This is a genomic window from Sphingopyxis macrogoltabida (genome assembly GCF_001307295.1).
GTDB lineage: Bacteria > Pseudomonadota > Alphaproteobacteria > Sphingomonadales > Sphingomonadaceae > Sphingopyxis > Sphingopyxis macrogoltabida_B.
In genome coordinates this window covers 2,136,623-2,160,806 of record NZ_CP012700.1, presented here as the reverse complement: position 1 = coordinate 2,160,806, position 24,184 = coordinate 2,136,623, and the positions used below count along the sequence as shown (strand labels likewise).

General features: G+C 66.0%; 31 protein-coding genes, 1 tRNA gene and 1 other RNA gene. 19 read left to right on the top strand and 14 right to left on the bottom strand.

The genetic code is table 11. The features are described from left to right. Window positions 1-18: 18 nt before the first annotated feature. On the bottom strand, window positions 19-630 hold the full coding sequence (gene rpsD / locus AN936_RS10255) for a 30S ribosomal protein S4 (RefSeq protein WP_037557879.1): 612 nt from the start codon (window positions 628-630) through the stop codon (window positions 19-21). A gap of 201 nt (window positions 631-831) precedes the next feature. Between rpsD and AN936_RS10250 the strand changes: the two genes are divergently transcribed. After that, window positions 832-1,140: a chorismate mutase gene (locus tag AN936_RS10250; RefSeq protein WP_054588066.1), complete on the top strand. Its 309-nt coding sequence runs from the start codon at window positions 832-834 to the stop codon at window positions 1,138-1,140. Here the strand turns inward: AN936_RS10250 and AN936_RS10245 are convergent. The 5 genes from AN936_RS10245 to rpiB are packed head-to-tail and all read right to left on the bottom strand — an operon-like array spanning window position 1,137 to window position 4,318. Next, the gene (locus AN936_RS10245; RefSeq protein ID WP_173585651.1) at window positions 1,137-1,874 is read right to left on the bottom strand and encodes an RNA methyltransferase; all 738 of its coding nucleotides are present in this window, start codon (window positions 1,872-1,874) and stop codon (window positions 1,137-1,139) included. The two genes, AN936_RS10250 and AN936_RS10245, sit on opposite strands and share 4 nt — an antisense overlap. Then, complete coding sequence (gene nrdR, locus AN936_RS10240; protein ID WP_054588065.1) at window positions 1,871-2,335, bottom strand: transcriptional regulator NrdR; 465 nt, start codon at window positions 2,333-2,335, stop codon at window positions 1,871-1,873. Before nrdR ends, AN936_RS10245 begins: the two co-directional genes overlap by 4 nt. Before the next feature lie 3 nt (window positions 2,336-2,338). Further along, entirely contained in the window at window positions 2,339-2,557 is a 219-nt protein-coding gene (locus AN936_RS10235; protein WP_054588064.1) for a hypothetical protein, read from the bottom strand. A gap of 4 nt (window positions 2,558-2,561) precedes the next feature. Continuing rightward, window positions 2,562-3,869 carry a serine hydroxymethyltransferase gene (gene glyA / locus AN936_RS10230; RefSeq protein ID WP_054588063.1) on the bottom strand — a complete coding sequence of 436 codons (1,308 nt, stop codon included), beginning with the start codon at window positions 3,867-3,869 and terminating at the stop codon, window positions 2,562-2,564. Then, a complete protein-coding gene (gene rpiB / locus AN936_RS10225; RefSeq protein ID WP_054588062.1) occupies window positions 3,866-4,318 on the bottom strand; it encodes a ribose 5-phosphate isomerase B in 453 nt (150 codons plus the stop codon). Before rpiB ends, glyA begins: the two co-directional genes overlap by 4 nt. A 147-nt stretch (window positions 4,319-4,465) precedes the next feature. On the opposite strand from rpiB, the gene AN936_RS10220 reads away from it, so the two are divergent. Beyond that, window positions 4,466-4,660, top strand: a complete 195-nt coding sequence (locus tag AN936_RS10220) for a hypothetical protein (RefSeq protein ID WP_054588061.1) — start codon at window positions 4,466-4,468, stop codon at window positions 4,658-4,660. An 89-nt stretch (window positions 4,661-4,749) separates the two neighbouring features. Beyond that, on the top strand, window positions 4,750-5,358 hold the full coding sequence (locus AN936_RS10215) for a DUF3667 domain-containing protein (RefSeq protein WP_234715802.1): 609 nt from the start codon (window positions 4,750-4,752) through the stop codon (window positions 5,356-5,358). A 6-nt stretch (window positions 5,359-5,364) separates the two neighbouring features. On the opposite strand, the gene AN936_RS10210 is transcribed toward AN936_RS10215, so the two are convergent. Beyond that, window positions 5,365-6,021, bottom strand: coding sequence for an alpha/beta hydrolase (locus tag AN936_RS10210; protein ID WP_054588059.1), 657 nt, complete (start codon window positions 6,019-6,021; stop codon window positions 5,365-5,367). Between the two features lie 139 nt (window positions 6,022-6,160). Here AN936_RS10210 and AN936_RS10205 point away from each other — a divergent pair, with 139 nt between their 5' ends. The 12 genes from AN936_RS10205 (at window position 6,161) to AN936_RS10155 (ending at window position 16,572) form a co-directional block, all read left to right on the top strand. Next, the gene (locus tag AN936_RS10205; protein ID WP_054588058.1) at window positions 6,161-7,264 is read left to right on the top strand and encodes a cysteine desulfurase family protein; all 1,104 of its coding nucleotides are present in this window, start codon (window positions 6,161-6,163) and stop codon (window positions 7,262-7,264) included. Then, window positions 7,261-7,599 carry a 2Fe-2S iron-sulfur cluster-binding protein gene (locus tag AN936_RS10200; RefSeq protein ID WP_149037777.1) on the top strand — a complete coding sequence of 113 codons (339 nt, stop codon included), beginning with the start codon at window positions 7,261-7,263 and terminating at the stop codon, window positions 7,597-7,599. Before AN936_RS10205 ends, AN936_RS10200 begins: the two co-directional genes overlap by 4 nt. After that, a complete protein-coding gene (bla, locus tag AN936_RS10195; RefSeq protein ID WP_054588056.1) occupies window positions 7,599-8,480 on the top strand; it encodes a class A beta-lactamase in 882 nt (293 codons plus the stop codon). Before AN936_RS10200 ends, bla begins: the two co-directional genes overlap by 1 nt. Before the next feature lie 72 nt (window positions 8,481-8,552). Next, window positions 8,553-8,650: signal recognition particle sRNA small type (gene ffs, locus AN936_RS24085), an RNA gene on the top strand. 43 nt (window positions 8,651-8,693) lie between these two features. Further along, window positions 8,694-10,418 (top strand): DNA polymerase III subunit gamma/tau, encoded by a 1,725-nt coding sequence (locus AN936_RS10190; protein ID WP_084758274.1) that lies wholly within the window; start codon window positions 8,694-8,696, stop codon window positions 10,416-10,418. Then, on the top strand, window positions 10,415-10,750 hold the full coding sequence (locus AN936_RS10185; protein ID WP_054588055.1) for a YbaB/EbfC family nucleoid-associated protein: 336 nt from the start codon (window positions 10,415-10,417) through the stop codon (window positions 10,748-10,750). The genes AN936_RS10190 and AN936_RS10185 overlap by 4 nt, the downstream gene beginning before the upstream one ends. A 125-nt stretch (window positions 10,751-10,875) precedes the next feature. Beyond that, complete coding sequence (lon, locus tag AN936_RS10180; RefSeq protein WP_054588054.1) at window positions 10,876-13,272, top strand: endopeptidase La; 2,397 nt, start codon at window positions 10,876-10,878, stop codon at window positions 13,270-13,272. Window positions 13,273-13,443: 171 nt separating this feature from the next. Then, window positions 13,444-13,716 carry an HU family DNA-binding protein gene (locus AN936_RS10175; protein WP_054588053.1) on the top strand — a complete coding sequence of 91 codons (273 nt, stop codon included), beginning with the start codon at window positions 13,444-13,446 and terminating at the stop codon, window positions 13,714-13,716. Window positions 13,717-13,887: 171 nt separating this feature from the next. Continuing rightward, a tRNA-Val gene (locus AN936_RS10170) sits at window positions 13,888-13,962 on the top strand. A gap of 101 nt (window positions 13,963-14,063) precedes the next feature. Beyond that, window positions 14,064-14,375: a hypothetical protein gene (locus AN936_RS10165; protein WP_054588052.1), complete on the top strand. Its 312-nt coding sequence runs from the start codon at window positions 14,064-14,066 to the stop codon at window positions 14,373-14,375. Between the two features lie 127 nt (window positions 14,376-14,502). Then, complete coding sequence (locus tag AN936_RS10160; RefSeq protein ID WP_054588051.1) at window positions 14,503-15,165, top strand: response regulator transcription factor; 663 nt, start codon at window positions 14,503-14,505, stop codon at window positions 15,163-15,165. A gap of 102 nt (window positions 15,166-15,267) precedes the next feature. Then, on the top strand, window positions 15,268-16,572 hold the full coding sequence (locus tag AN936_RS10155; protein WP_054590215.1) for a sensor histidine kinase: 1,305 nt from the start codon (window positions 15,268-15,270) through the stop codon (window positions 16,570-16,572). A gap of 39 nt (window positions 16,573-16,611) precedes the next feature. Here the strand turns inward: AN936_RS10155 and AN936_RS10150 are convergent, their stop codons facing one another. Continuing rightward, the gene (locus AN936_RS10150) at window positions 16,612-17,304 is read right to left on the bottom strand and encodes a glutathione S-transferase N-terminal domain-containing protein (protein ID WP_054588050.1); all 693 of its coding nucleotides are present in this window, start codon (window positions 17,302-17,304) and stop codon (window positions 16,612-16,614) included. Then, window positions 17,301-17,588, bottom strand: coding sequence for a chorismate mutase (locus tag AN936_RS10145; RefSeq protein ID WP_054588049.1), 288 nt, complete (start codon window positions 17,586-17,588; stop codon window positions 17,301-17,303). Before AN936_RS10145 ends, AN936_RS10150 begins: the two co-directional genes overlap by 4 nt. Before the next feature lie 108 nt (window positions 17,589-17,696). Between AN936_RS10145 and AN936_RS10140 the strand changes: the two genes are divergently transcribed. From AN936_RS10140 to AN936_RS10125, 4 genes are all read left to right on the top strand, one after another. Further along, window positions 17,697-18,710 carry a polyprenyl synthetase family protein gene (locus AN936_RS10140; RefSeq protein WP_054590214.1) on the top strand — a complete coding sequence of 338 codons (1,014 nt, stop codon included), beginning with the start codon at window positions 17,697-17,699 and terminating at the stop codon, window positions 18,708-18,710. 10 nt (window positions 18,711-18,720) lie between these two features. Then, entirely contained in the window at window positions 18,721-19,104 is a 384-nt protein-coding gene (locus AN936_RS10135; RefSeq protein ID WP_054588048.1) for a DUF1801 domain-containing protein, read from the top strand. Beyond that, entirely contained in the window at window positions 19,101-21,566 is a 2,466-nt protein-coding gene (hrpB, locus tag AN936_RS10130) for an ATP-dependent helicase HrpB (RefSeq protein ID WP_054588047.1), read from the top strand. Before AN936_RS10135 ends, hrpB begins: the two co-directional genes overlap by 4 nt. A 189-nt stretch (window positions 21,567-21,755) precedes the next feature. Continuing rightward, window positions 21,756-22,034, top strand: coding sequence for an ETC complex I subunit (locus AN936_RS10125; protein WP_054588046.1), 279 nt, complete (start codon window positions 21,756-21,758; stop codon window positions 22,032-22,034). A 94-nt stretch (window positions 22,035-22,128) separates the two neighbouring features. On the opposite strand, the gene AN936_RS10120 is transcribed toward AN936_RS10125, so the two are convergent. From AN936_RS10120 to AN936_RS10100, 5 genes are all read right to left on the bottom strand, one after another. After that, window positions 22,129-22,344, bottom strand: a complete 216-nt coding sequence (locus tag AN936_RS10120) for a DUF4170 domain-containing protein (RefSeq protein WP_054588045.1) — start codon at window positions 22,342-22,344, stop codon at window positions 22,129-22,131. A gap of 81 nt (window positions 22,345-22,425) precedes the next feature. Further along, window positions 22,426-22,782 (bottom strand): hypothetical protein, encoded by a 357-nt coding sequence (locus AN936_RS10115; protein WP_054588044.1) that lies wholly within the window; start codon window positions 22,780-22,782, stop codon window positions 22,426-22,428. After that, window positions 22,766-23,158: a hypothetical protein gene (locus AN936_RS10110; RefSeq protein ID WP_054588043.1), complete on the bottom strand. Its 393-nt coding sequence runs from the start codon at window positions 23,156-23,158 to the stop codon at window positions 22,766-22,768. The genes AN936_RS10115 and AN936_RS10110 overlap by 17 nt, the downstream gene beginning before the upstream one ends. Beyond that, window positions 23,158-23,607, bottom strand: coding sequence for a phage holin family protein (locus AN936_RS10105; protein WP_054588042.1), 450 nt, complete (start codon window positions 23,605-23,607; stop codon window positions 23,158-23,160). The genes AN936_RS10110 and AN936_RS10105 overlap by 1 nt, the downstream gene beginning before the upstream one ends. 6 nt (window positions 23,608-23,613) lie before the next feature. After that, window positions 23,614-24,159, bottom strand: coding sequence for a hypothetical protein (locus tag AN936_RS10100; protein ID WP_054588041.1), 546 nt, complete (start codon window positions 24,157-24,159; stop codon window positions 23,614-23,616). Between the last annotated feature and the right edge of the window lie 25 nt (window positions 24,160-24,184).

Sequence of the window (24,184 nt, the reverse complement as noted above, 5' to 3'; positions counted from 1 at the left end):
ATATCGAAGGAAATCCGATCAGCGCGAATAGAATTCGACGACCAGATTCGGTTCCATCTTCACCGGATAGGGCACTTCGTCGAGCGTCGGGACGCGGACGAAGGTCGCCTTGGTGCCGTCGATGGCGAGATATTCGGGCAGGTCGCGCTCGGGCAGGCTCTGCGCTTCGGCGACCAGCGCCATTTCCTGCGCCTTCTTGCCGAGGGTGACTTCGTCGCCCGGCTTCACGAGGCGGCTGGCGATGTTGCACTTCACGCCGTTGACATAGACGTGGCCGTGGCTGACGAGCTGGCGCGCCGAGAAGATGGTCGGGGTGAACTTCGAGCGGTAGACGACCGCGTCGAGACGGCGCTCGAGCAAGCCGATCAGGTTCTGGCCGGTGTCGCCCTTCATCCGCGACGCTTCGAAATAGTTCTTCTTGAACTGCTTCTCGGTGATGTCGCCGTAATAGCCCTTGAGCTTCTGCTTCGCGCGGAGCTGGATGCCGAAGTCCGACATCTTGCCCTTGCGGCGCTGGCCGTGCTGGCCGGGGCCATATTCGCGGCGGTTGACCGGGCTCTTCGGGCGACCCCAGATGTTTTCGCCCATCCGGCGGTCGAGTTTATACTTGGCGCTCTGGCGCTTCGACATATGTCGTCTCCAATTTGCTGTGTGCCGAAGGATTTCGGCGGGTCCCGGGTCGCACCATATGGACCGATGCCATATGCGACCGCCGCTTCACCGGGGTGCGGGGTCCATTGCGAAGGCGCGCGACTAGACGGCGGCCGGCGTAAAGTCAAGCCTTGCAGCCGCGGCTCGACAGGGCGGAAAAAGCCGCTAAAGGCAGCGGCCATGACGTCCGCCAAACTTCCCGAACAGTGCGAAACGATGATCGAGGTCCGCGCCGGGGTCGACCAGGTCGACCGCGAACTGGTCACGCTGCTCGTCCGCCGCTTCGGCTATATGGATGCGGCCGCCCGGATCAAGCCCGACCGCGAGGCGGTCCGCGACGAGGCCCGCAAGGCCGAGGTGCTCGACAATGTCGCGCGCGCGGCCGCGGCTGCGGGGCTCGAACCCGACCGGCTGCGCGCGGTGTGGAACGAGCTGGTCGAACAGTCGATCGCCTATGAATTCGACCGCTGGGACCGCGAACGGGCTTAATCCGCGGTTCGTGCCGATTTGCGCGCTTTACCCAGCGTCGCAACGATGCCGTGCATCATCCTGATATCGTTATAGGACCAGCCGGTCTTCGTCAGCATGGTTCGCAGCGTCCGCAGCGTCGCCTCGGTGCGGTCGGCGGGGAAGAAATAGCCCGTCTTGTCGAGGTCGCGGATGAAATGCTGGATCAGCTGCTCCATCTCGCCATGATCCGCCGGCGGGTCGAGCGGGACTTCGGGGGGGCTCGCCAGCGCGACGCCCTTCGACCATTCATAGGCAAGCAGGATCACCGCCTGCGCAAGGTTGAGCGACCCGAATTCGGGATTGATCGGCACCGTGACGATGCTGTGCGCGAGCGCGACGTCGTCGGTTTCGAGGCCGGACCGCTCCGGACCGAAGATATAGGCCGATCGCCCGGCGGTCGCATGGACCTGTTTCGCCGCCGCTTCGGGGGTGAGCACCGGCTTGGTGACCCCGCGTTTGCGCACCGTGGTCGCATAGATATGCGTGCAATCGGCAACCGCCTCGGCGACGCTGTCGAATACCTGCGCCCCGGCCAGCACGATATCGGCGCCCGACGCGGCCGGCCCGGCATCGGGATTCGGCCAGCCGTCGCGCGGTGCGACGAGGCGTAGCTCGGTCAGCCCGAAATTGAGCATCGCGCGCGCCGCCTTGCCGATATTCTCGCCAAGCTGCGGACGGACGAGGACGATGACGGGGGGCGGGGCGAGGTTCAACTTTTTTTCGCCGCCTCGGCGACGCTCGAGGCGAATTCCTCGAAATCCCTGGCCTCGGTGAAGTCGCGATAGACGCTGGCGAAGCGGATATAGGCGACATTGTCGAAGCCCTTCAGCGCTTCCATCACCATCGCGCCGATCTGCGCCGCCTGCACCTCGCTCTCGCCCGAGGTTTCGAGCTGGCGCTGGATACCCGACACCAGCCGCTCGATCCGCGCGCCGTCGATCGGCCGCTTGCGGCACGCGATCTGGACGCTGCGCATCAATTTTTCGCGGTCGAACGGCTCGCGGCTGCCGCCTGCCTTCAGGACCGCGACTTCGCGGAGCTGGATACGCTCGAAGGTCGTGAAGCGCGCGCCGCAATCCTCGCACTGGCGGCGACGGCGAATCGCGGCGCCGTCCTCGGTCGGACGGCTGTCCTTCACCTGGCTGTCTTCATGGCCGCAATAGGGGCAACGCATCGGTTAGCGCTTCACCCGATTGAACAGCACGACCGCCGCCCCGACAAAAAGGCCGACCGGCCAACTCACCACCGGCAGCGCCGCACCCAGCACGGTACCGATCCCAGCTCCAACGAGCACCGGGCGCGTCGAGGGATGGTCCAATCCTTGCTTGCCCATCGCTTTGACCTCTTCGATCGTCAGTTCGACCAGCGTCGGCTCTTCGGGGTGCTGCCGCGCCATCGCCTTATCCCTGATAGATGGGGAAACGCTCGCACAGCGCGCGGACGCGCCCCCGCACATCGGCCTCGACATCGGCATCGCCATGCTCGCCCTTGTCGCGCAGCGCTTCGAGCACGTCGGCGACCATATCGCCGATTTCCTCGAACTCGGCGACGCCGAAGCCGCGCGTCGTGCCCGCGGGCGAGCCGACGCGGATGCCGCTGGTCTTGATCGGCGGCAGCGGATCGAAGGGGATGCCATTCTTGTTGCAGGTGATCGCGCTGCGTTCGAGCGCCTCGTCAGCATCGCGGCCGGTGACGCCGAGCGGGCGGAGGTCGATCAGCGCGAGGTGCGTGTCGGTGCCGCCCGCGACCACGTCAGCGCCGCGTGCCTTGAGCCGGCCGGCGAGCGCCTGCGCATTGGCGACGGTCGCATGCGCGTAATCCTTGAATTCGGGACGAAGCGCTTCGCCGAATGCCACTGCCTTGGCGGCGATGACGTGCATCAATGGGCCGCCCTGCAGGCCCGGGAAGACCGCCGAGTTGATCCGCTTGGCGATCGCTTCGTCGTTGGTCAGGATCATGCCGCCGCGCGGACCGCGCAGCGTCTTGTGCGTCGTCGTCGTGACGACATGCGCGTGCGGGAGCGGCGAGGGGTGCGCGCCGCCGGCGACGAGGCCGGCGAAATGCGCCATGTCGACCATCAGCAGCGCGCCGACATCGTCGGCGATCTGGCGGAAGCGCGCGAAGTCGAGCGTGCGCGGATAGGCCGAACCGCCGGCGATGATCAGTGAGGGACGATGTTCCTTCGCCAGCGCCTCGACCTGGTCGAAATCGACAAGATGGTCGTCGGGGCGGACGCCGTACTGAACCGCGTTGAACCATTTGCCCGACATGGCGGGCGGGGCGCCGTGGGTCAGGTGGCCGCCGGCGTCGAGGCTCATGCCGAGGATCGTCGCGCCGGGCTTGGTCAGCGCCAGCATCACCGCGCCGTTGGCTTGCGCGCCCGAGTGCGGCTGGACGTTGACATAGCCGCAGTCGAAAAGCTGCTTGGCGCGGTCGATCGCGAGCTGTTCGACCTCGTCCGAGGGGGCGCAGCCCTGATAGTAGCGGCGGCCGGGATAACCCTCGGCATATTTGTTGGTGAAGACGCTGCCCTGCGCCTCGAGCACCGCCTTCGAGACGATGTTCTCCGACGCGATCAGTTCGATCTGATGCTGTTCGCGTTCGAGTTCATGCTTCATCGCTGCCGCGACGGCGGGATCGGTCGCGCCGACGCCATCGGTGAAATAGCCGGCCGATTTGATGGGCTTGTCGAGCGTGTTGGTGGTCATCGGCTGGTCTCCAGTTGTGGCGGATTGGAAAGCTTGTCGACGCGGCGCGCGTGGCGGTCGCCGGCGAATTCGGTCGAGAGGAAGGCGTCGAGGCAGGCCTTTGCCATGTCGATGCCGGTCAGGCGCGCGCCCATCGCGATGACATTGGCATCGTTGTGTTCGCGCGACAGCTTCGCCGACAGCGGCTCGGAAACGAGGGCGCAGCGCGCGGCGGGGTTGCGGTTGACCGAGATCGAGATGCCGATGCCCGAACCGCAAAGCGCAACGCCGCGCTCGGCGCGTCCGTCGGCGATCGCTTCGGCGAGGCGGTAGCCATAATCGGGATAGTCGACGCTGTCGGGACCGTTAGTGCCGAGATCCTCGACCTCATGCCCCTGTTCGCGAAGCCAGTCGGCGAGCAGGGCTTTCAGCTCCCAGGCGGCATGGTCAGAGGCTATGGCAAGGCGCATCGGCGCGGCTCCCGCAAGGGTTAGGGAATCGATGAGCGCGCTTTAGGCGAAGCCGCCCGGCTTGGCCATAAGCGGCGGCGCCTTTTTGACCGTATTTTGTCACAAAGCCGGTTTGACCACTTGGGAGTGCTCGCATAGAGCGTCGCCATGGGCGACCTTCTGCTTTCGATCGTGATGCTGACCGGGCTGGCATTGCTCGGCGGTGCGGTGATGGTGTTCCGGCATGGCGACCGGCGCCGCGCGTTGCTGATGGTGATCGCGGCGCTCGTCATGTTCGCCAATGTGGCGATCTGGACGATCCCGACCAAGGAAGCCGCCGCCAGCGTCCACGGCGGCGAATGACCGCCGATTGCGCACACCGGCGGGTTGGGCGATATTGCCCCGATTGCGGCAAGGATTTGCAACCCCAACCGATCGACCGCCGTACCGTGATGAGCGAACTCGCCGAAAACTGGTGGGAAAAGGGCGTCCTCCACACGCTGATCGGGCTGTTCCGGCAACCCGGCGCGCTGATCCGCCGCTACATCGAAAGCGACCGCGACATATTGGTCAAGGCGGTGCCCTATATCGCGGTTGCGCTCGCCTTGAATTACGCACTGCGCGCGCGCTTTCTGCCGGGCAGCACGACGACCGAGCTGTCGGTGATCGAGACGCTGCAGCAGGAGCCGCTTGTCATCCCGCTGCTCTCGGCACTGATTTCGGCGCTGGTGCTGCACTTCGTCTTCTATCGCGGCGGGTCAGCCGGCCTGTTCGGTACGATGGTGATGCGGCTCTACGTCCTCGCACAGGCGACATTGCTCGTCGTCGCGGTCGATCTGGCGATGCAATTGTTCCTGACCGACCGCAGCATCGGGCGCAACCTGACGCGGCTTGCCTTTGGGCTCGGCTTCACCATCTTCGCCGTCCGCCAATATTATGCCGGCGAAGGACGCGGCGGTTGGATCCGCGCGATCGCCGCGATCCTCTGCGGCGAGCTTGCGCTAATCCTGTTCGTCTATATGCCCGCCGCGATGATCGAGCAGGCGGGCCTGCTCGATTAGCGTTGGTCAGCGGATCGGCGAATCGGGCGCGAGCCGCATATCCAGATAGTTGTCGAGCGACTTCATCAACTGGTCGAGCTCATGCTCGAAGAAATGGTTGGCGCGCGGAATCTCGTCGTGATGGATCGTGATGCCCTTTTGGGTGCGCAGCTTGTCGACCAGCTTCTGCACCGCCCCCGGCGGCACGATCTCGTCCTGTCCGCCCGCGACGATGATGCCCGACGAGGGGCAGGGGGCGAGGAAGCTGAAGTCGTACATGTTCGCCGGCGGTGCGACCGACAGGAAGCCGCGGATTTCGGGGCGGCGCATCAAAAGCTGCATGCCGATCCATGCGCCGAAGCTGAAGCCCGCGATCCACGTCGTCTGCGCTTCGGGGTGGATCGACTGCACCCAGTCGAGCGCCGATGCGGCATCGGAGAGTTCGCCGATGCCGTTGTCGAACGTGCCCTGGCTGCGGCCGACGCCGCGAAAGTTGAAGCGTAGCACCGCAAAGCCGCGCGCGACGAAGCTCTTGTACATCGCCTGGGTGATGCGGTCGTTCATCGTGCCGCCGCCCTGCGGATGCGGGTGCAGGATCAGCGCGACCGGCGCGCGCGGCCGCGGCGGCGGCGAGAAACGGCCTTCGATACGGCCTTCGGGGCCGGGGAAAATCACGTCGGGCATGGGCGCACCTTTATGTTTCTGGGGCTTGCCACCGATTCGCCGGACGGCGGGGTGGCGGAGCGAGGATGGCGCCTATATAGAAAATAGGTCTCAACATGCAAATTTTGCGAATGGTTCGCAATAAGGACTCTCGCGGCGAATGATTTACCTCGACTATCAAGCCACTACGCCGCTCGCTCCCGAGGCGCGCGAGGCGATGCTGCGCTGGCTTGAAGGAGCCGGCGCCGACGATTTCGGGGGGGATGGCTTCGCAAACCCGTCGAGCACGCACAAGGCCGGCCGTGCCGCCGCCGCCGCGGTCGAGGTCGCGCGCGATCAGGTCGCGGCGCTGCTGCCGCAGGGCGGGCGCGTCATCTTCACCTCAGGCGCGACCGAAGCGCTCAATTGGGCGCTGTTCAACGGCGCCAAGGCGAAACCTGGAGGCGTCGCGGGGCTCAGCATCGAGCATGCGGCATCGCTGCAATGTCTCGAACGGCTGAGCGCCCAAAACCTCCCCGTCGACAGCGCGGGGCTGGCGCTGCCGCCCGACGCGGCGCTGATCCCCGAAAACGGCATCGTCGCGACGATGCTGGTCAACAACGAGGTCGGCACGGTACAGCCCGTCGCTGATTTTGCTGCCGCTGCGCACGCGAAAAACAGCCTTCTCCTCTGCGACGCGGTGCAGGGCTATGGCCGCGTCGCGATCCCCGACGGCGCCGACCTTATCGCGCTCTCGGCGCATAAGATCCATGGCCCCAAGGGGATCGGCGCGCTGTGGGTGCGCGACGGGATCGATCTCGAACCTCTGATGTTCGGCGGCGCGCAGGAGCAGGGAATGCGTTCGGGAACCGTCTCGCCCGCGCTATGTGCCGGCTTCGGCGCCGCCGCGGCGCTGGCGGCCGAGCGTTTCGACGCGGACGCTGCGCATGTCGAACGCCTCTGGTCGCTCGCGCTCGACATGCTCCCCGAATGGACGATCAACGGCGATGCGGAGCGCCGCTATCACGGCAATCTCAACGTGCGGCGGGAGGGCGTGAACGGTCTCCGGCTGATGTCCGACGCGCGCGAAGTCGCCTTCTCGCTCGGCAGCGCGTGCGGCAGCGGGTCGGGCAAGGTCAGCCATGTGCTGCGCGCGATGGGCGTCAGCGAAGCCGACGCGCGCGCCTCGATCCGCCTCGGCTGGGGACGCTATACGTCGGAGCAGGACCTGCGCGACGGCCTGACTGCGATCAGGGAAGCCGCGCGTCTTCAGGGGGTGAACTGATGCGCGTCACTTTCATCCATGCCGACGGCAAACAGCGCACCGAGGCTGAGGCCGAGCCCGGCTCGATCCTGCTCGACGTCGCGCAGGCGCATCTGATGCCGCTCGAGGGCACCTGCGAAGGCCAGATGGCCTGTTCAACCTGCCATGTCATCGTCGCCAAAGAGGATTTCGACCGGTTGCCCGAAGCGAGCGAGATGGAAGAGGATATGCTCGACCTCGCCGCCGGGGTGCGCCGCACCAGCCGGCTCGCCTGCCAGATCGTGCTGACCGATGCGCTCGACGGGCTGACGGTCCATATTCCGGCCGAAAGCCGCAACATGCAGGGGCCGCGCTGATGCGGATACTTTTCGCTGCCGTTCTGCTCGCGACGTCTGCCTGCGCCGCGTTGCCCGGCGAGCCGACCGGCGATTCGGTGATCCAGGCCAAGGCGATCCGCGATCTCGAAGCGCGCAGCGGCGGCCGGCTCGGCATCGCGGTCGTCGATGCGCGCGGCAAGCTGGTCTCCGCCGACCGCGGTCACGAACGCTTCGCGATGTGCTCGACCTTCAAGCTGCTGCTGGCGGGGCAGGTGCTCGAACGCGCGGCGAAGGGCGTTTCGCTGCGGACGCCGCTCGCCTTTACCCGCGCCGATCTGGTGTCCTGGTCGCCGGGCACCGAGAAACGCGTCGGCCCCGACGGGCGCGGCGAGCAGCAGCTCGGCATGGCGGCGCGCGACGCGGTGGTGCTCAGCGACAACAGCGCCGCGAACCTGATCCTGAAGCAGATGGGCGGGCCCGCTGCCTTCACGGCCGCGCTGCGCCGGGCGGGCGACAGCGTCACGCGGCTCGACCGGATCGAGCCGGAACTCAATGAAAATGCACCGGGCGACCAACGCGATACCACGACGCCGATCGCGATGGCGACCAGCGCTGCCGGCTATGTTTTTGGCAACCGGCTGGGCGCCGGGCATCGCCAGCAGCTCCGCGGCTGGATGATCGAAAGCGAAACCGGCCGCAAGCGTATCCGTGCCGGATTGCCGCAAGGCTGGATCGCGGGCGACAAGACGGGAACCTGCGGCAACGCCTATAACGACGTCGCGTTTGTCGAGGCGCCGGACGGGCGCAAATATGTCATCGCGATCTACCTCGACCGGTCGGCAGTGACGGGGGATGAGGCCAGCGCGGTGATTGCCGAGGCGACACGCCTGACGGTGGAGACGATCGAAACCACCGGCTGACCGCCATCCGCGAACCTGACCGGCCTCTGGCAGGCACGCCTTGCAATTCGCCGTCTTCCCCGCCATATGCGCCGCGGGAGTCGGGCGGACGCAGTCTTCGCCAACCCGGTCAGGTCCGGAAGGAAGCAGCCGCAACGAATTCGCTGCGGGTCGTTCCGGCTCCCACCCATATCACCCTTCGACAAGACCGCGGCGCGCCCCTAAGACGGGGCCATGGATGATTCCGCCGACGACGATACCCCGATGCTGGGAATGGACCTGCCCGAGGTGAAGCCGCAGGCATCGAGCGGCCCTTACCGCGTCCTCGCCCGCAAATATCGCCCGCAAACTTTCGCCGAGCTGATCGGGCAGGATGCGATGGTGAAGACGCTGGGCAACGCGATCGCGCGCGACCGGCTGGCGCATGCGTTTCTGATGACCGGGGTGCGCGGGGTCGGCAAGACGTCGACCGCGCGCTTGATCGCCAAGGCGCTCAATTGCATCGGTCCCGACGGGCAGGGCGGGCCGACGATCGACCCGTGCGGGGTCTGCGAGCCGTGCCGCGCGATCACCGAAGGCCGCCATATCGACGTGATCGAGATGGACGCCGCGTCGAACACCGGCGTCGATGATGTGCGCGAGATTATCGAGGCGGTGCGCTATGCCGCTGTGTCGGCGCGCTACAAGATCTATATCATCGACGAAGTGCACATGTTGTCGCGTAACGCCTTCAACGCGCTGCTGAAAACTCTCGAAGAGCCGCCGCCGCACGTCAAATTCCTGTTCGCGACCACCGAGGTGAACAAGGTGCCGGTGACGGTGCTATCGCGCTGCCAGCGGTTCGATCTCCGCCGCATCACCCCCGACATGCTGTTCGCGCATTTCAGCGCGATTTTGCAGAAAGAGGGCGTCGAGGCCGAGGCGCCGGCAATCTGGCTGATCGCCAACGCCGCCGAAGGCTCGGTGCGCGACGGGCTGTCGATCCTCGATCAGGCGATCGCGCACGCCGACCTGGAATCGGAAGAAGGGGGCGGCGGCAAGATCGGCGCCGACCAGGTGCGCGCGATGCTCGGCCTGTCGGACCGCACCGCGATCACGCAGTTGATGGCGACGATCCTCGGCGGCGACAGCGGCGGCGCGATCGACTTTGCCCGCGCGCAATATGCGCTGGGCATCGAACCCGTGGCGATGGTGCGCGGGCTGATGGACCTGACGCATGCGATCACGCTCGCCAAGGTGTCGCGCCACGACGACCCCGCGCTCGCCGCCGCCGATCGCGAGCGCATCGGCGACTGGGCGCAAAAGCTCGGATTCGCACCGCTCAACCGCCTCTGGCAGCTCCTCCTCAAGGGGCATGACGAGGTGCTGCGCGCGAACAATCCGCTCGAACATCTCGAAATGCTGCTGCTCCGAGTGATCTATGCGGCGTCGATGCCCGATCCGGGCGAGCTGGCGAAGCTCCTCGAATCGGGAAACCTGCCGACGATGCCGCTGGCGCCGCCGACCCCGGCATCGGTGCAGGACGGGCCGTCCGACAGCGCCGAGATCCCTATCGATGCGGCGGCAGGTACCGAGCCGCCGGCAACGGCGCTGACAGTGGCGCAAATCCATCAACTGCTCGAAACGACAGGAAATCACAGACTTGCAGTGCAAGTTTATGATTATTTGCGAATTATCGAGCTGGACCCCGGCAATATCGTTTTTGCCGCCGTCCCCGCGCTCGGCGGCTCGTTCGCCCGCGACCTCGGCGATGCTCTGCTGACCCAGACGGGCAGCCGCTGGCACGTCCGCCCCGGCGAGGGCGAGGCCCGGCCGAGCCTTGGCGAAATCCGCGCGGCGCGCGTGGCCGACAATGGCGAACGGATTCGCGAACTGCCGGTCGTCAAGGCCGCCCTGGCCGCTTTTCCCGATGCGAAGCTTGTCGAAGACGACGACAATCGCCATAAGTCCCAGTCATGAAATCGATCGAAGAGATGATGAAGGCGGCGCAGGAAGCCGCCGCCACCGTGCAGGCCCAGATGCAGGAGGCGCAGGCGAAGCTCGACGCCCTTGAGGTCGAGGGCGTGTCGGGCGGCGGGCTGGTACGCATCCGGGCGAGCGCCAAGGGGCGGATCAAGGCGATCGCCATCGATGACAGCCTGATCGTCCCTGCCGACAAGCAGATGCTCGAGGATTTGCTCGCCGCCGCGTTCAACGATGCGCGCGAAAAGGCCGATCAGGTCAGCAACGAGGAAATGGGCAAGATGACCAGCGGCCTGCCGTTGCCGCCGGGGTTCAAGCTGCCCTTCTGAGCCGCATCGTGCCGTGGTCATTCACCGCAGCGACATTGAATGCGGCGCAACTTACGCCATATTAGCCGGGAACATCCTATAACAGGGGTGGCGCGTCGATTCCGGACGCCCGCCCAGGAGCCGTAATGACGCAATCTTATCCCCTTCTTCCGCTGCGTGACATCGTCGTTTTCCCGCACATGATCGTGCCGCTGTTCGTCGGCCGCGACCGTTCGGTCGCTGCGCTCGAAACCGCGATGGAAAACGACAAGGAAATCTTCCTCGTCGCCCAGCTCGATCCGGGCGAGGACGACCCGCAGCGCGACGATCTCTATGACGTCGGCGTAATCGCCACGGTGCTCCAGCTCCTGAAGCTGCCCGACGGCACTGTCCGCGTGCTGGTCGAGGGCAAGGAACGGGCGAAGCTCCTCGCGCTCAAGACCGAAGAAAAGGCCGTGATGGCCAGCGTGAAGCCGATTGCCGACACGATCGACGACAGCGTCGACACTGCCGCGCTGATGCGCTCGGTGATCGATCAGTTCGAAAATTACGCCAAGCTCAACAAGAAGATGCCCGCCGAAACCGCGGTCCAGCTCTCGCAGATCGAAGAGGCTTCGCGCTTGGCGGATTCAGTGGCCGGCAACCTCAACATCAAGGTGTCCGACAAGCAGGCGCTGCTCGTCGAGGATGCACCGTCGAAGCGGCTCGAAATGGTTTTCGCCTTCATGGAAGGCGAACTCGGCGTGCTGCAGGTCGAAAAGAAGATTCGCGGCCGCGTGAAGCGCCAGATGGAAAAGAGCCAGCGCGAATATTATCTCAACGAGCAATTGAAGGCGATCCAGCGCGAACTCGGCAATGACAGTGGCGAGGGCGGCGACGACCTTGCCGAGCTGCAGCTCAAGATCGACAGCCTCAAAATGTCGAAGGAAGCCAAGGCCAAGGCGCAGGCCGAAATGAAAAAGCTGCGCGCGATGGCGCCGATGTCGGCTGAAGCGACGGTTGTCCGCAACTATCTCGACACGCTGATCGGGCTGCCGTGGGGCAAGAAGTCGAAGCTCAAGAAGGACATCGCCAAGGCGCAGGACGTCCTCGACGACGACCATTATGCGCTCGAAAAGGTCAAGGACCGGATCGTCGAATATCTGGCGGTGCAGGCGCGCACCAACAAGCTGAAGGGGCCGATCCTCTGCCTCGTCGGCCCGCCCGGCGTCGGCAAGACCAGCCTTGGCAAATCGATCGCCAAGGCGACCGGGCGCGAGTTCATTCGCCAGTCGCTCGGCGGCGTGCGTGACGAGGCCGAAATCCGCGGCCATCGCCGGACTTATATTGGCTCGCTGCCGGGCAAGATCGTGACCAACCTCAAAAAGGCCGGCACGATGAACCCGTTGTTCCTGCTCGACGAGATCGACAAGCTCGGCCAGGATTTCCGCGGCGATCCGGCCTCGGCGCTGCTTGAGGTGCTCGACCCCGAACAGAATGGCAAGTTCCAGGACCATTATCTGGAAATCGACGTCGACCTCTCCGACATCATGTTCGTCACCACGGCAAACTCGCTCAATCTGCCGCAGCCGTTGCTCGACCGCATGGAGATCATCCGGCTCGAAGGCTATACCGAGGATGAGAAGGTCGAAATCGCCAAACGCCATCTCGTCGCCAAGCAGGTCGAGGCGCATGGCCTGAAAGCCGGCGAGTTCGAGCTGACCGAAGACGGGCTGCGCGACCTTATCCGTTATTATACGCGCGAAGCGGGCGTCCGCACGCTCGAGCGCGAAATCGCGAAGCTGGCGCGCAAGGCACTGCGCCGCATCCTCGAAGGCAAGGCCGAGGCGGTCGTCGTGACGCCCGAAAACCTCGCCGAATTCTCGGGCGTGCGCAAATACAAGCATGGCATCAGCGATCTCGAGGACCAGATCGGCGCCGTCACCGGCCTTGCCTGGACAGAGGTCGGTGGCGAACTGCTGACGATCGAGGCGGTCACCGCCTCGGGCAAGGGTCAGGTCCGCACCACCGGCAAGCTTGGCGAAGTGATGACCGAATCGGTGCAGGCGGCGCTGTCCTTCGTGAAGGCGCGCGCGCCCAGCTATGGCATCAAGCCCAGCCTGTTCGCGCGCAAGGACATCCACATTCACCTTCCCGAAGGCGCGGTGCCGAAGGATGGTCCGTCGGCGGGTGTCGGCATGGTGACCGCGATGATCTCGACGTTGACCGGCATCGCGGTCCGCAAGGATGTCGCGATGACCGGCGAAGTGACGCTGCGCGGCCGCGTGCTCGCGATCGGCGGCCTCAAGGAAAAGCTGCTGGCGGCGCTGCGTGGCGGGATCAAGACGGTGCTGATCCCCGAGGAGAATGAAAAGGACCTCGTGGAAATTCCGGCCAATATTACAAGCGGCCTGAAGATCATCCCGGTCAACCACGTCGACCAGGTGCTGGCTGAGGCGCTCGTTTCGCCGGTTGAACCGATCGAGTGGACCGAGGCCGACGAACTCGCCGCTTCGCCGCCGATCGTGCCGGGTTCGGACCCCGAAACGGCGATTCGGCACTGACCGGATCGCCACTGGTCTCAGTCCGGGCGGCTTTTCGTCGCAAAAACGTCATTTTGGGGCGTTTTTCGCGGTTTTTTGCTTTGACAAGGCAGGGTCAAACAGCGTTAGTGGCGCGCCATGGCTTCGGGCCATGAATCATTTTAACCAACCATCTGCAGGGGTTCCTTAGGCATGAACAAACAAGACCTGATCGCCACCGTCGCTGACTCGAGCGGCCTTACCAAGGGTGATGCGAGCAAGGCGGTTGAAGCCGTTTTCGACGCGGTCACCGCGGCACTGAAGAAGGGCGGCGAAGTCCGTCTGGTCGGTTTCGGGACGTTCTCGGTCAGCAAGCGCAAGGCGTCGACCGGCCGCAACCCGCGCACCGGCGAAACGATGACCATCGCGGCATCGAACCAGCCGAAGTTCAAGGCCGGCAAGGCCCTCAAGGACGCCTGCAACTGATTGCCGGCAACTTCTGGTGAAAAACATCTCGGGCCGCGGCATCTGCTGCGGCCCGATTTGCATGTACCGGACCTGTTTGTGCGTGAAGATCGAGCAAAGGCCGTTGCAATCATCGCCGCAGCGGCTATGGACGTCCGGCTTTCGGACGCCGGACTTCGGTCTGCACCGGGCGGGCGCGTAGCTCAGCGGTAGAGCACACCCTTCACACGGGTGGGGTCACAGGTTCAATCCCTGTCGCGCCCACCATGGCCCCGGGGGCCATGGCCGAAACTGGAACGCCGAAACAAAACAGGGGCTGACCCGGCCATTCATCACCTATTCAATGCGTTCGCACTAGGTATCGGGGCATGATCCGCAAGCTCATCCTCTCCGCCGCTGCTTCGGCACTGATGCTCACCGCAGGGGCACCCGCGGCCGCGCGCGGCGACCGCGACCAGGACAATTTGCGCGAAGCCGCTGCGCAGGGGCAGGTGATCCCGCTTGGTCGGCTGATCGCCGATGTGAAGTCGCGTCCGCCCTATAACGACATGACCTATCTCGGCGGGCCGCAGTTCGATGCGCGCCGGATGATCTATGCGCTGAAGTTCATGGACGGCAGCCAGGTCGTCGTCGTCTATGTCGACGCCCGCACCGGCCGGATCGTCGGACGCAAACCCTGACATCGGAAGACCCTGACATCGGAAAGACGGCGCCATCGCAACGAGATTTTGCGATGACCGTCCGGACTTGATACACAGTCGAAACATAGCGGCCGGCCGGTCCGGTGCGCAGAGGAAAGGCGCCTGAATGCGGATTTTGATTGTCGAAGACGAACCCACGCTCGGCCCGCAGCTCAAGGCGACGCTGGAAGGCGCCGGCTATGCCGTCGATCTCGCGACCGACGGCGAGGACGGTCATTTCCTGGGCTCGACCGAAAGCTACGACGCCGCGATCCTCGACCTCGGCTTGCCCGAGATCGACGGGCTCACCGTGCTCGACCGCTGGCGCAAGGAAAAGCGCAATTTCCCGGTGCTCGTCCTGACCGCGCGCGACAGCTGGTCGGACAAGGTGGCAGGGCTCGACGCCGGCGCCGACGATTATCTGGCCAAGCCTTTCCAGACCGAAGAGCTGATCGCCCGCCTGCGCGCGCTGATCCGCCGGGCCGCGGGCAATGCATCGAGCGAACTCATTGCGGGCGATGTCCGTCTCGATACGCGCTCGGGCCGCGTGACGCTCGACGGCGCGCCGGTGAAGCTGACCGCACAGGAATATAAGCTGTTGTCGTACCTGCTCCACCACAAGGGCAAGGTCGTATCGCGGACCGAACTGATCGAACATATCTACGATCAGGATTTCGATCGCGATTCGAACACGATCGAAGTGTTCGTGACGCGTATCCGCAAAAAGCTGGGCGCCGACATCATCACGACGATCCGCGGCCTCGGTTATCAGCTCGACGATCCGTCATAGGGAATGGCCGAGGCGGACGCCGCTCCGGCGGAAGCCGATTCCGACGCGGCGGCGAAACCCGCGGCGCTGACCAGTCGCATCACCGGCTCGCTCGCGCGCCGGATGATCGCGATCGCGGCGCTGTGGATTTCGGTGCTGCTGATCGGCGGCGGCTTTGCGCTCGACCGGGTGCTGACCGGGGCGATCACCCGCAATTTCGATTCGAGCCTCGAATATGTGCTGATCGCGATGATCCGCTCGTCGGAGATCGGCCCCGATGGCGAGGTGCGGCTGATCGAACCGCTCGGCGACCAGCGCTTCCTCGAGCCCTATAGCGGCCTCTACTGGCAGATCAGCGGCGGCGAGCAGGAGCCCTATCGCTCGCGTTCGCTGTGGGAACGCTCGCTGAAGGCGCCGACGCCGCACATCGACGATGAAATTCACACCTACGACAGCACCCAATTCCCCGACGAGGAGTTGCGCGTGCTCGAACGCAACGTCCTGCTGCCCGGCAGCAAGGTGAGTTGGCGGTACCAGATCGCCCAGTCGCGCGAAGCGCTGGACCTGCAGGTTGGCGCGGTGCGCGCGACGCTGATCCCCAGCCTCGCGTTGCTCGGGCTCGGGCTTATCATTCTCGCTGCCCTCCAGACCTTCTACGGCCTGTGGCCGCTCCGCCACATCCGCCGCGCGATCGCGGCGATGCGCGGGGGCCATCACCGGCGCGTCACCGCACCGCTGCCCCTCGAAGTGCAGCCGATGGTCGACGAACTCAATGCGTTGCTCGCGCATAACGAGAAGCAGGCGGAAGAAGCGCGGCTGCATGCGGGCAACCTCGCGCATGCGCTCAAGACCCCGCTCACCGTCCTCGTCAACAGCGCGACGAGTTCGGACTCGGAGCTTGCCGACACGGTGCGGCGCGAAGCCGCGACGATGCAGCGGCAGGTCGATCACCATCTGGCGCGTGCACGCGCCGTCGGTCGGCGCGGGGCGGCGCAAGCGCGCGCGGTCGTCTGGGACAGCGCGAACAGCGTGTCGCGCGCCGTCGCGGCGCTCCATCCCGACGTGCGGCTCGATGTCGCGGGCGACAAGACAATCGTCGCGCGGGTCGAGCGTCAGGATCTCGACGAGCTGGTCGGGAATTTGCTCGAGAATGCGGCCAAATATGGCGGCGGCAGCGTCTTCGTCACCATCCAGCGCGACGGCGACATGGCCGAGATACTGGTCGAGGACGACGGCACCGGGATATCGCTCGCCGACCGCGATCGGGTCATCGACCGCGGCGTGCGGCTCGACAGCGGCAAGCCCGGTACCGGGCTGGGGCTGGCGATCGTCCGCGACGTCGCCGAAATCTATGGCGGGAGCATCGCGCTCGAAGAGAGCGACGATCTGGGCGGGCTGTTGGTGCGGCTGCGGTTGCCGGCGGGTTAATTGCTAGACGCTTGCCGACCGATCATCGACCCGAACGCTTCAGGCGGCGGTGACCTCCAGCCCGCGCTGCACCCCCGGCCGCGCCAGCCCGGTATCGAGCCAGCGCTGGACATTCCGGAACCGGTCGAACCCGACGATCTCGCGCGCGCCGTAGAAGCCGATCAGGTTGCCCACCCAGCCGAGCAGCGAGATATCGGCGATGCTGTAATCGTCGCCCATCACCCATTCACGGTTCGCCAACCGGTCGTCGAGGACGCCGAGCAGCCGCGCGGATTCGGCCGCGTAACGATCGCGTGGGCGCTTGTCTTCATAATCCTTGCCGGCGAATTTGTGGAAGAAGCCGAGCTGTCCGAACATCGGGCCGACGCCGCCCATTTGCCACATTACCCACTGGATCGCTTCGTAACGCCCGCCCGCATCGGCCGGCAGGAACTGTCCGCTTTTGTCGGCAAGATAGATCAGAATTGCCCCCGATTCGAACAGCGCCAGCGGCTTGCCGTCGGGGCCGTCTGGGTCGTAGATCGCCGGGATCTTGCCGTTGGGATTGAGTGAGAGGAAGGCAGGGTCGTGGCTTTCGTTCGCCGTGATGTCGATGCGATGCGGCTCATAGGGCAGGCCCGTTTCCTCGAGCATGATGCCGACCTTGACGCCGTTCGGCGTCGGGGCCGAAAAAAGCTGCAGCCGATCGGGGTGTTCCGCGGGCCAGCGATCGAAGATCGGATGCGTGCTCATGCGCCATTCTCCCGCTTCGCCTGCTCATGGTGGCGGATCACCTCATCGATGATGAAGCGCAGGAATTTCTCGCTGAATTCGGGGTCGAGGTCGGCGTCGCGCGCTAGGTCGCGCAGCCGTTCGATCTGCCGCTCCTCGCGGGCCGGGTCGGCGGGCGGCAGGCCGCCCTTCGCCTTGAGTTCGCCCACCGCCTTGGTAACCTTGAAGCGCTCGGCCAGCATATAGACGAGCGCCGCGTCGATATTGTCGATGCTCTGGCGATAGCGGCTCAGTTGGTCGTCCATGGGTACGCGGCTCCTCTTGTGCCTGGCACGCTTGGCATCGGCAAGGGGGCGCTGGCAAGCCGAAAGTCGTTGCAAAATCGCGGCCGCGGCGCCAAGGCGGCCCACGTCATGACTGCGGAAATTCACCAACTGCACGGCGACCGGCCGCCCTCGCTCGACCCGATGATGGCGCTCGTCGCCGCCGACATGAACGAGATGAATTCGGTCATTCTCGACCGGATGCAGTCCGAAGTGCCCCTGATCCCCGAACTGGCGGGCCATCTGATCGCCGGCGGCGGCAAGCGGATGCGGCCGATGCTGACGCTCGCCTGCGGCAAACTGCTCGACTATCCCGGCCGCCGCCACTGCAAGCTCGCCGCCGCGGTCGAATTCATCCACACCGCGACGCTGCTCCACGACGATGTCGTCGACAAATCGGACCTCCGCCGCGGCCGCAAGACCGCGAACCTCATCTGGGGCAACAGCGCCTCCGTGCTCGTCGGCGATTTCCTCTTCAGCCGCGCCTTCGAGGTGATGGTCGAGGATGGGTCGCTGAAGGTGCTGAAAATCCTGAGCCGCGCCTCAGCGGTGATCGCCGAGGGCGAGGTCAACCAGCTTTCGGCACAGCGGCGGATCGAGACGAGCGAGGACCAGTATCTCGCGATCATCAACGCCAAGACCGCCGAACTGTTCGCCGCGGCGTGCAAGATCGCGGCGGTCGTCGCCGAACGCGACGAAGCGACCGAAGCCGCGCTCGACGCCTATGGCCGCAACCTCGGCATCGCCTTCCAGCTCGTCGACGATGCGATCGACTATGTCTCGGACGCCGAGACGATGGGGAAGGGCGTCGGCGACGACTTCCGCGACGGCAAGGTGACGCTGCCCGTCATCCTCGCCTATGCCCGCGGCAGCGCCGAGGAGCGCGAGTTCTGGAAGCAGGCGATCGTCGGTCATCGCACCTCGGACGAGGATCTTGCTTTCGCGACCAGCCTGCTCCGCAGGCATGACACGATCGCCGACACGCTCGCGCGGGCGCGTCATTATGGCCAGCGCGCGGTCGACGCGATCGGCGGCTTCGGCGCCAGCCAGGCGAAAGCGGCGCTCACCGAAGCGGTCGCCTTCGCGGTCGCGCGCGCCTATTGAGGCCGGCGCGATGACGATGGGGCGGGCCGCCGAAAGCCCCGATGCCTATATTGCCGCGTTGTCGGGCTGGCAGCGCGAGCGCTGCGAAATGATGCGCTCTACGATCATGACGGCGGCGCCGTTTGCAGAAACGATCAAATGGACCAACCTCGTCTTTCTGGCGAATGGTCCGTGCATCCTGATCCGCGCCGAGGAAAGCCGCGTCCTGCTCGGTTTCTGGCGCGGCAAGCGGCTCCGCGACATCGAACCGCGGATCAAGGCGAGCGGAAAATACGAGCTCGGTAATCTGGTGCTAACTGTGGAGGCCGAAGTGTCGCCCGCGATGGTGACGCAGCTCGCTTCCGAAGCCTTCCGGCTCAACGCCGAACTCGGCAATCCGGCAGCGCGCGCATGACGATCCCGCTGCCGATCGATATCGTGCTCCCCGACATCATGGCGGCGCTGGTGCTGAAGCCCAATGCGGTCGTCGTCGCGCCGCCGGGCGCGGGCAAGACGACGCGCGTCGCCCCGGCGCTGCTCGATCAGCCCTGGTGCAAGGGCGAGGTGTGGCTGCTGTCGCCGCGGCGGCTTGCCGCGCGCGCTGCCGCCGAGCGGATCGCCGAAGAGATGGGCGTCGCGGTCGGCGGGCCGGTCGGTTACGCAACCCGCCTCGACAGCAAGCAGTCGGCGGCGACGCGCCTGCTCGTGATGACGCCGGGGCTGTTCCGCAATCGCATCCTCGCCGATCCCGAACTTGCCGGCGTGTCGGCGGTGCTGTTCGACGAAGTCCATGAACGCAGCCTCGACGGCGATTTCGCGCTGGCGCTGGCGATCGACGCGCAACAGGGGCTGCGCGACGATCTTCGCCTCGTCGCAATGTCGGCGACGCTCGACGGGGCGCGCTTCGGGGCGCTCCTCGGCGATGCGCCGGTGGTGCGGAGCGAGGGCAAGATCTGGCCGCTCGAACTCCGTCATATCGGCCGCCGCGCCGAAGACCGGCTGGAGGCCAGCGTGCTGGGCGCGGTGCGGCAGGCACTGGTCGAAGAGAGTGAGGGCGACATGCTCGCCTTCCTGCCCGGTGCCGCCGATATCGAACGGGCTGCGGCGGCGGTCGAGGACGCACGCCTGCCGCTCGTCGTCCATCGCCTGCACGGGCAGATCGACCCGGCGATGCAGCGGCGGGCGCTCGTCCGCGATCCCGGCGGCGCGCGCAAGCTGATCCTCGCGACGAGCATCGCCGAAACCAGCCTGACGATCGAGGGCGTGCGGATTGTGATCGACGCCGGCCTGTCGCGACGCCCGCGCTTCGACAAGGCGGCGGGCATCACGCGTCTTGTCACCGAACGTGCGAGCCAGGCGTCGGCCACCCAGCGTGCCGGGCGTGCGGCGCGGCAGGGGCCGGGGGTCGCCTATCGCCTGTGGGAAGCGCCGGCAACGGCGGGCATGCCGCCGTTCGACCCGCCCGAAATCCACGAGAATGACCTGATGCCCGTCGTGCTCGATTGCGCGAGCTGGGGCATCGTTGATCCGCGCCAGCTCGGCTGGCTCGACCCGCCGTCGCCCGCCGCGGTCGCCGAGGCGAAATCGCGGCTGCAGGTGATCGGGGCGCTGACCGCCGACGGACGCATCACCGCGCACGGCAAGGCGCTCGCCGCCATCCCCCTGCCGGTGCCGCTCGCGCATATGCTGCTCGATGCCGCGCGCGCGGATGAAAGCGAACTGGCGGCGCGGCTGGCGGTGCTGCTCACCGAACCCGGGCTCGGCGGACGCGGTGTCGATGTCGAGGCGCGGCTGGCGCGCTGGAAAGGGTCGAAGGGCGACCGCGCCGAAGGGGCGTGGCGGCTCGCGCGGCGGCTGGCCGGGATCGGCGAGAGGCTGGCGGCCGATACAGGCGCCATCGATACGCGTTCGGTCGGCGGCTGGATTGCGACGGCTTGGCCCGACCGGGTGGCGCGAGCGCGCGCCGGCCAGCGCGGCGACTATCTGAGTGTGGGCGGGCGTGCCTATCGCATCGATCCGCTCGACCCGCTGGCGGGCAGCGAGTGGCTCGCGATTGCCGACGCGCAGGGCCATGCTGCGGGGGTACGCATCCTCGCCGCGGCGGCGATCGACCGCGCCGAGGTCGAGGCCATTTTTGCCGGACAGATCGTGTCGCATCAGGCGAGCAGCTATGACGCCGCGACCGACCGCGTCGATCATCGCCGCGAACGCCGGCTCGGCGCCATCGCGCTGGCGAGCGGCCAGGCGGGGCGTAGCGAGGGCGCCGAAGACGATATGGCGGTGCGTCTCGCGGCCGTCCGCGAGAAGGGGCTCGGGCTCATCGGCTGGGGGCCGACATCGCACGCGCTACGTCAGCGCGCGTCCTTCGCCGGGCTCGATACGCTCTCTGCGCCGGCGCTCGCCGACAGCCTCGACATCTGGCTCGCGCCGTTGCTCGAAAAATCGCGCGGGCTCCGCGATATCGGCGACCAGCGGCTTGCCGATGCGCTGATGCAGCTGCTCGACTGGCCGGCGCGGCAATTGCTCGAAAAGCTGGCGCCGGCGGATTATGCGACGCCGGCGGGCAGCCGCCACGCGATCGATTATGGCGCCGATGGCGGCCCTACGGTGGCGGTGCGCGCGCAGGAGATGTTCGGGCTCGCGCGTCATCCGGTGATCGGCGATCCGCCCGTGCCGCTCGTCCTCGCGCTCACGTCGCCGGCGCATCGCCCGATCCAAACGACGCGCGATATCGCATCCTTCTGGAGCGGAAGCTGGGCGGAGGTCGCGAAGGAGATGCGCGGCCGCTATCCCAAGCATAGCTGGCCCGACGACCCGGCGAATGCGCGTCCGACGCTGATGACCAAAGCGGCACAGGCACGCCGCGACGCGCAATAATTGCCCGATCCGCCCAAATCTTCGTCATCCCGGACTTGATTCGGGATCCATTCTTCCAGCGCCGGCGCAAATGGACCCCGGATCAAGTCCGGGGTGACGATGGAAAGGATTGCATCGGGGCTTTCCCTCTTTTCGTCAGAAACGCTTCCCGCTAAGGCGGCGGCACAGCCACTTGATCAGGACGACCCGATGAAAGCGCGTATTTTCCAGAAGCCCAAGAATGCCATGCAGTCGGGGCGCGCGGGAACGCAGCGCTGGATGCTGGAATTCGCTCCGGCCGAAGCGCGCAAGGCCGACCCGCTGATGGGCTGGGCCGGCAGCGGCGACACGCAGCGCCAGTTGCGGCTGGGCTTTGCGAGTTGCGAAGAGGCGCTCGCCTACGCCGAGAAGAACGGCATCGAGGTGGAGGTGACCGCGACGCCCGTCCGGACGCTCAAGATTCAGGCATACGCCGACAATTTCCGCTGACTCTTAATTCGCGTCATTGCGAGCGTAGCGAAGCAATCCAGGGCGGTTTACGCCTACTCTGGATTGCTTCGCTACGCTCGCAATGACGAAGGGCTTACTCTGCGTCCGGCTGCAGCAGCTTGTGCAGATGGACGACGACATATTTCATCTCGGCATCGTCGACGGTGCGCTGCGCGGCGGCGCGCCACGCTTTTTCGGCGGACTTATAGTCGGGGAACAGCCCAACGACGTCCAGATTGCTGAGATCGACGAAGTCGAGCGTCTGCGGATCGCTGACGCGTCCACCGAACACGAGATGCAATTTGCTCATGATGCTTTCCTTGCGGGCTAGCGCCGGGGAGGGGAGAAGCCGCGGCCCCTACCAGTGCGGCGCCATTCCGGCAAGTCCGCCTCAGTCCTCGTTCTGGCGGCCCTTGGGAAGCAACGAACCGAGCAGCGCCCCGACCGCGACCGCGCCGGCGAGCAATGCCAGCGGCTGTTCCTCGGCCACCGTCTTGAGCTTGCTGCCCGCGCGCTTGGCCTGCACCTTGCCTTTTTCATAAGCCTGACCCGCGGCTTCGCGTGCGACCTCGGCCTGTTCGCTTGCCTTTGCGGCAAGCTCACCCGTCGCGGCGCGGGCGCGGCCATAACCGTCCTGGATGCGGGCCTTCGCCGCCTCGGCGGTGGCGCGGGCGTTTTCGGCGGTCTTCTCGGCAAGTTCGCTCGCTTTGGCGCGGGCGTCGCTGGCGGTTTCACTGAGCGGCTTCATTATCGTCCTCCACTATCTCGATATCGTCGTCATCCGCTGGTTCGGCGTCACCGGGATGCAGCCGGTCGGCGACCGAGGCCGCGAGTTCCTGTATTTTGCGCCCCAGCCGGGGCACATGTTCCTTGATCGGTTCGCGAAACAGCCACGCGACGCCCGCAACCGCGGCGAGCGCTATCGGCAGGCGGTTGCTCTGAAATTCCTTGCGAACCGCATGCGCGGCATCGTCGACCTTTTCGCCGACGCGATATTTGCCGCGGCTGAGCAATGCGCCGGGCTTCAGCGCGTTGCCGGCCACCCCCAGCTTGCGGCGCAATTCGGCACGTTCGATCATCGATCGGCGCGCGGCGTTGATCAGGCGGGTTCGGGAAGGGCGCATCAATCGTCTCCCTCCGCGAGCAGATCGTCACGGAACGCCGCTTTGACGTCGCCATAGCTGAGGCGCGCGCGCCATCCGGCAAAGGCGGCGATCGCCAGCAGCACCGCAAAGACGATCAGCGTCGCGAGCAGCGGCCCGATATGCTGGGCAAGCACGAGGATCGCGCCGAACGCGAGCGCCAGCATCGCGACAAGCAGCGCGCAGGCGGCGACGAAGCCCCACGCCGAAGTCCAGCCGACGCCGTGGTACGCCAGCGCGCCGCGCGCCTTGAGCAGGGTTAGCTCAGCCTCTGCCGCCGATTGCAGATTGTCGACGACGTCGCCGACGATCTTTTCGAGCGGCACCGGCGGCGGCGTGATCGGCCGTCCGCCGGGAGCGTAGCCGTGACTTATGCCATCAAAGCTGCGCTGATCCGGGGAAGGCGAGGTGTCATGATCGGGAGAGGGCAAGTCGGATCAGCCGTTGTTCGAGCCCTTGAGCATGCGGGCAAGGACAAAGCCGATCACCGTGGCGGCGCCGACGGCGATCGCCGGGTTCTTCTTGACCATATCCTTGGTCGAAGCGGCGAGCTCGTCGAGATCCTTCTTGTCGAGCGTCGTCGCAAGGCCGGCGACGGTCGAGGCAGCCGAACGGGCATAGTCGCCATATTGCTTGCCGAATTTCGTATCGACGGTGCCGGCGCTGTCCTCGAGCAGCTTGGCGAGGCTGCCGACGGCCTCGGCCGCCTTGTCCTTGCCCTTCGTCGCGGCGTCGCGCGCCTTGGCGGAGGCTTGGTTCTTCAGCGCCGTCGCTTCGTCTTTCAGCGAGGCGGCCTTCTTTGACGCTTCGGACTTGATCGTATCGCGCGTCGCGGCGATCTGGTCGCGGATCGGATGATCCTGGACGGCCTTTGCCGCGGCAGGCTTGCGCGCGGGCGCGGCCTTGGTGGCGGCGGCCTTCGCGGGCGCCTTGGGACGGGGAGCGGCAACTTTCTTCGTCGCGGGAGTAGCGGCTTTGGCCATCGGCTTTGTCCTCTTCTTCTTTTGT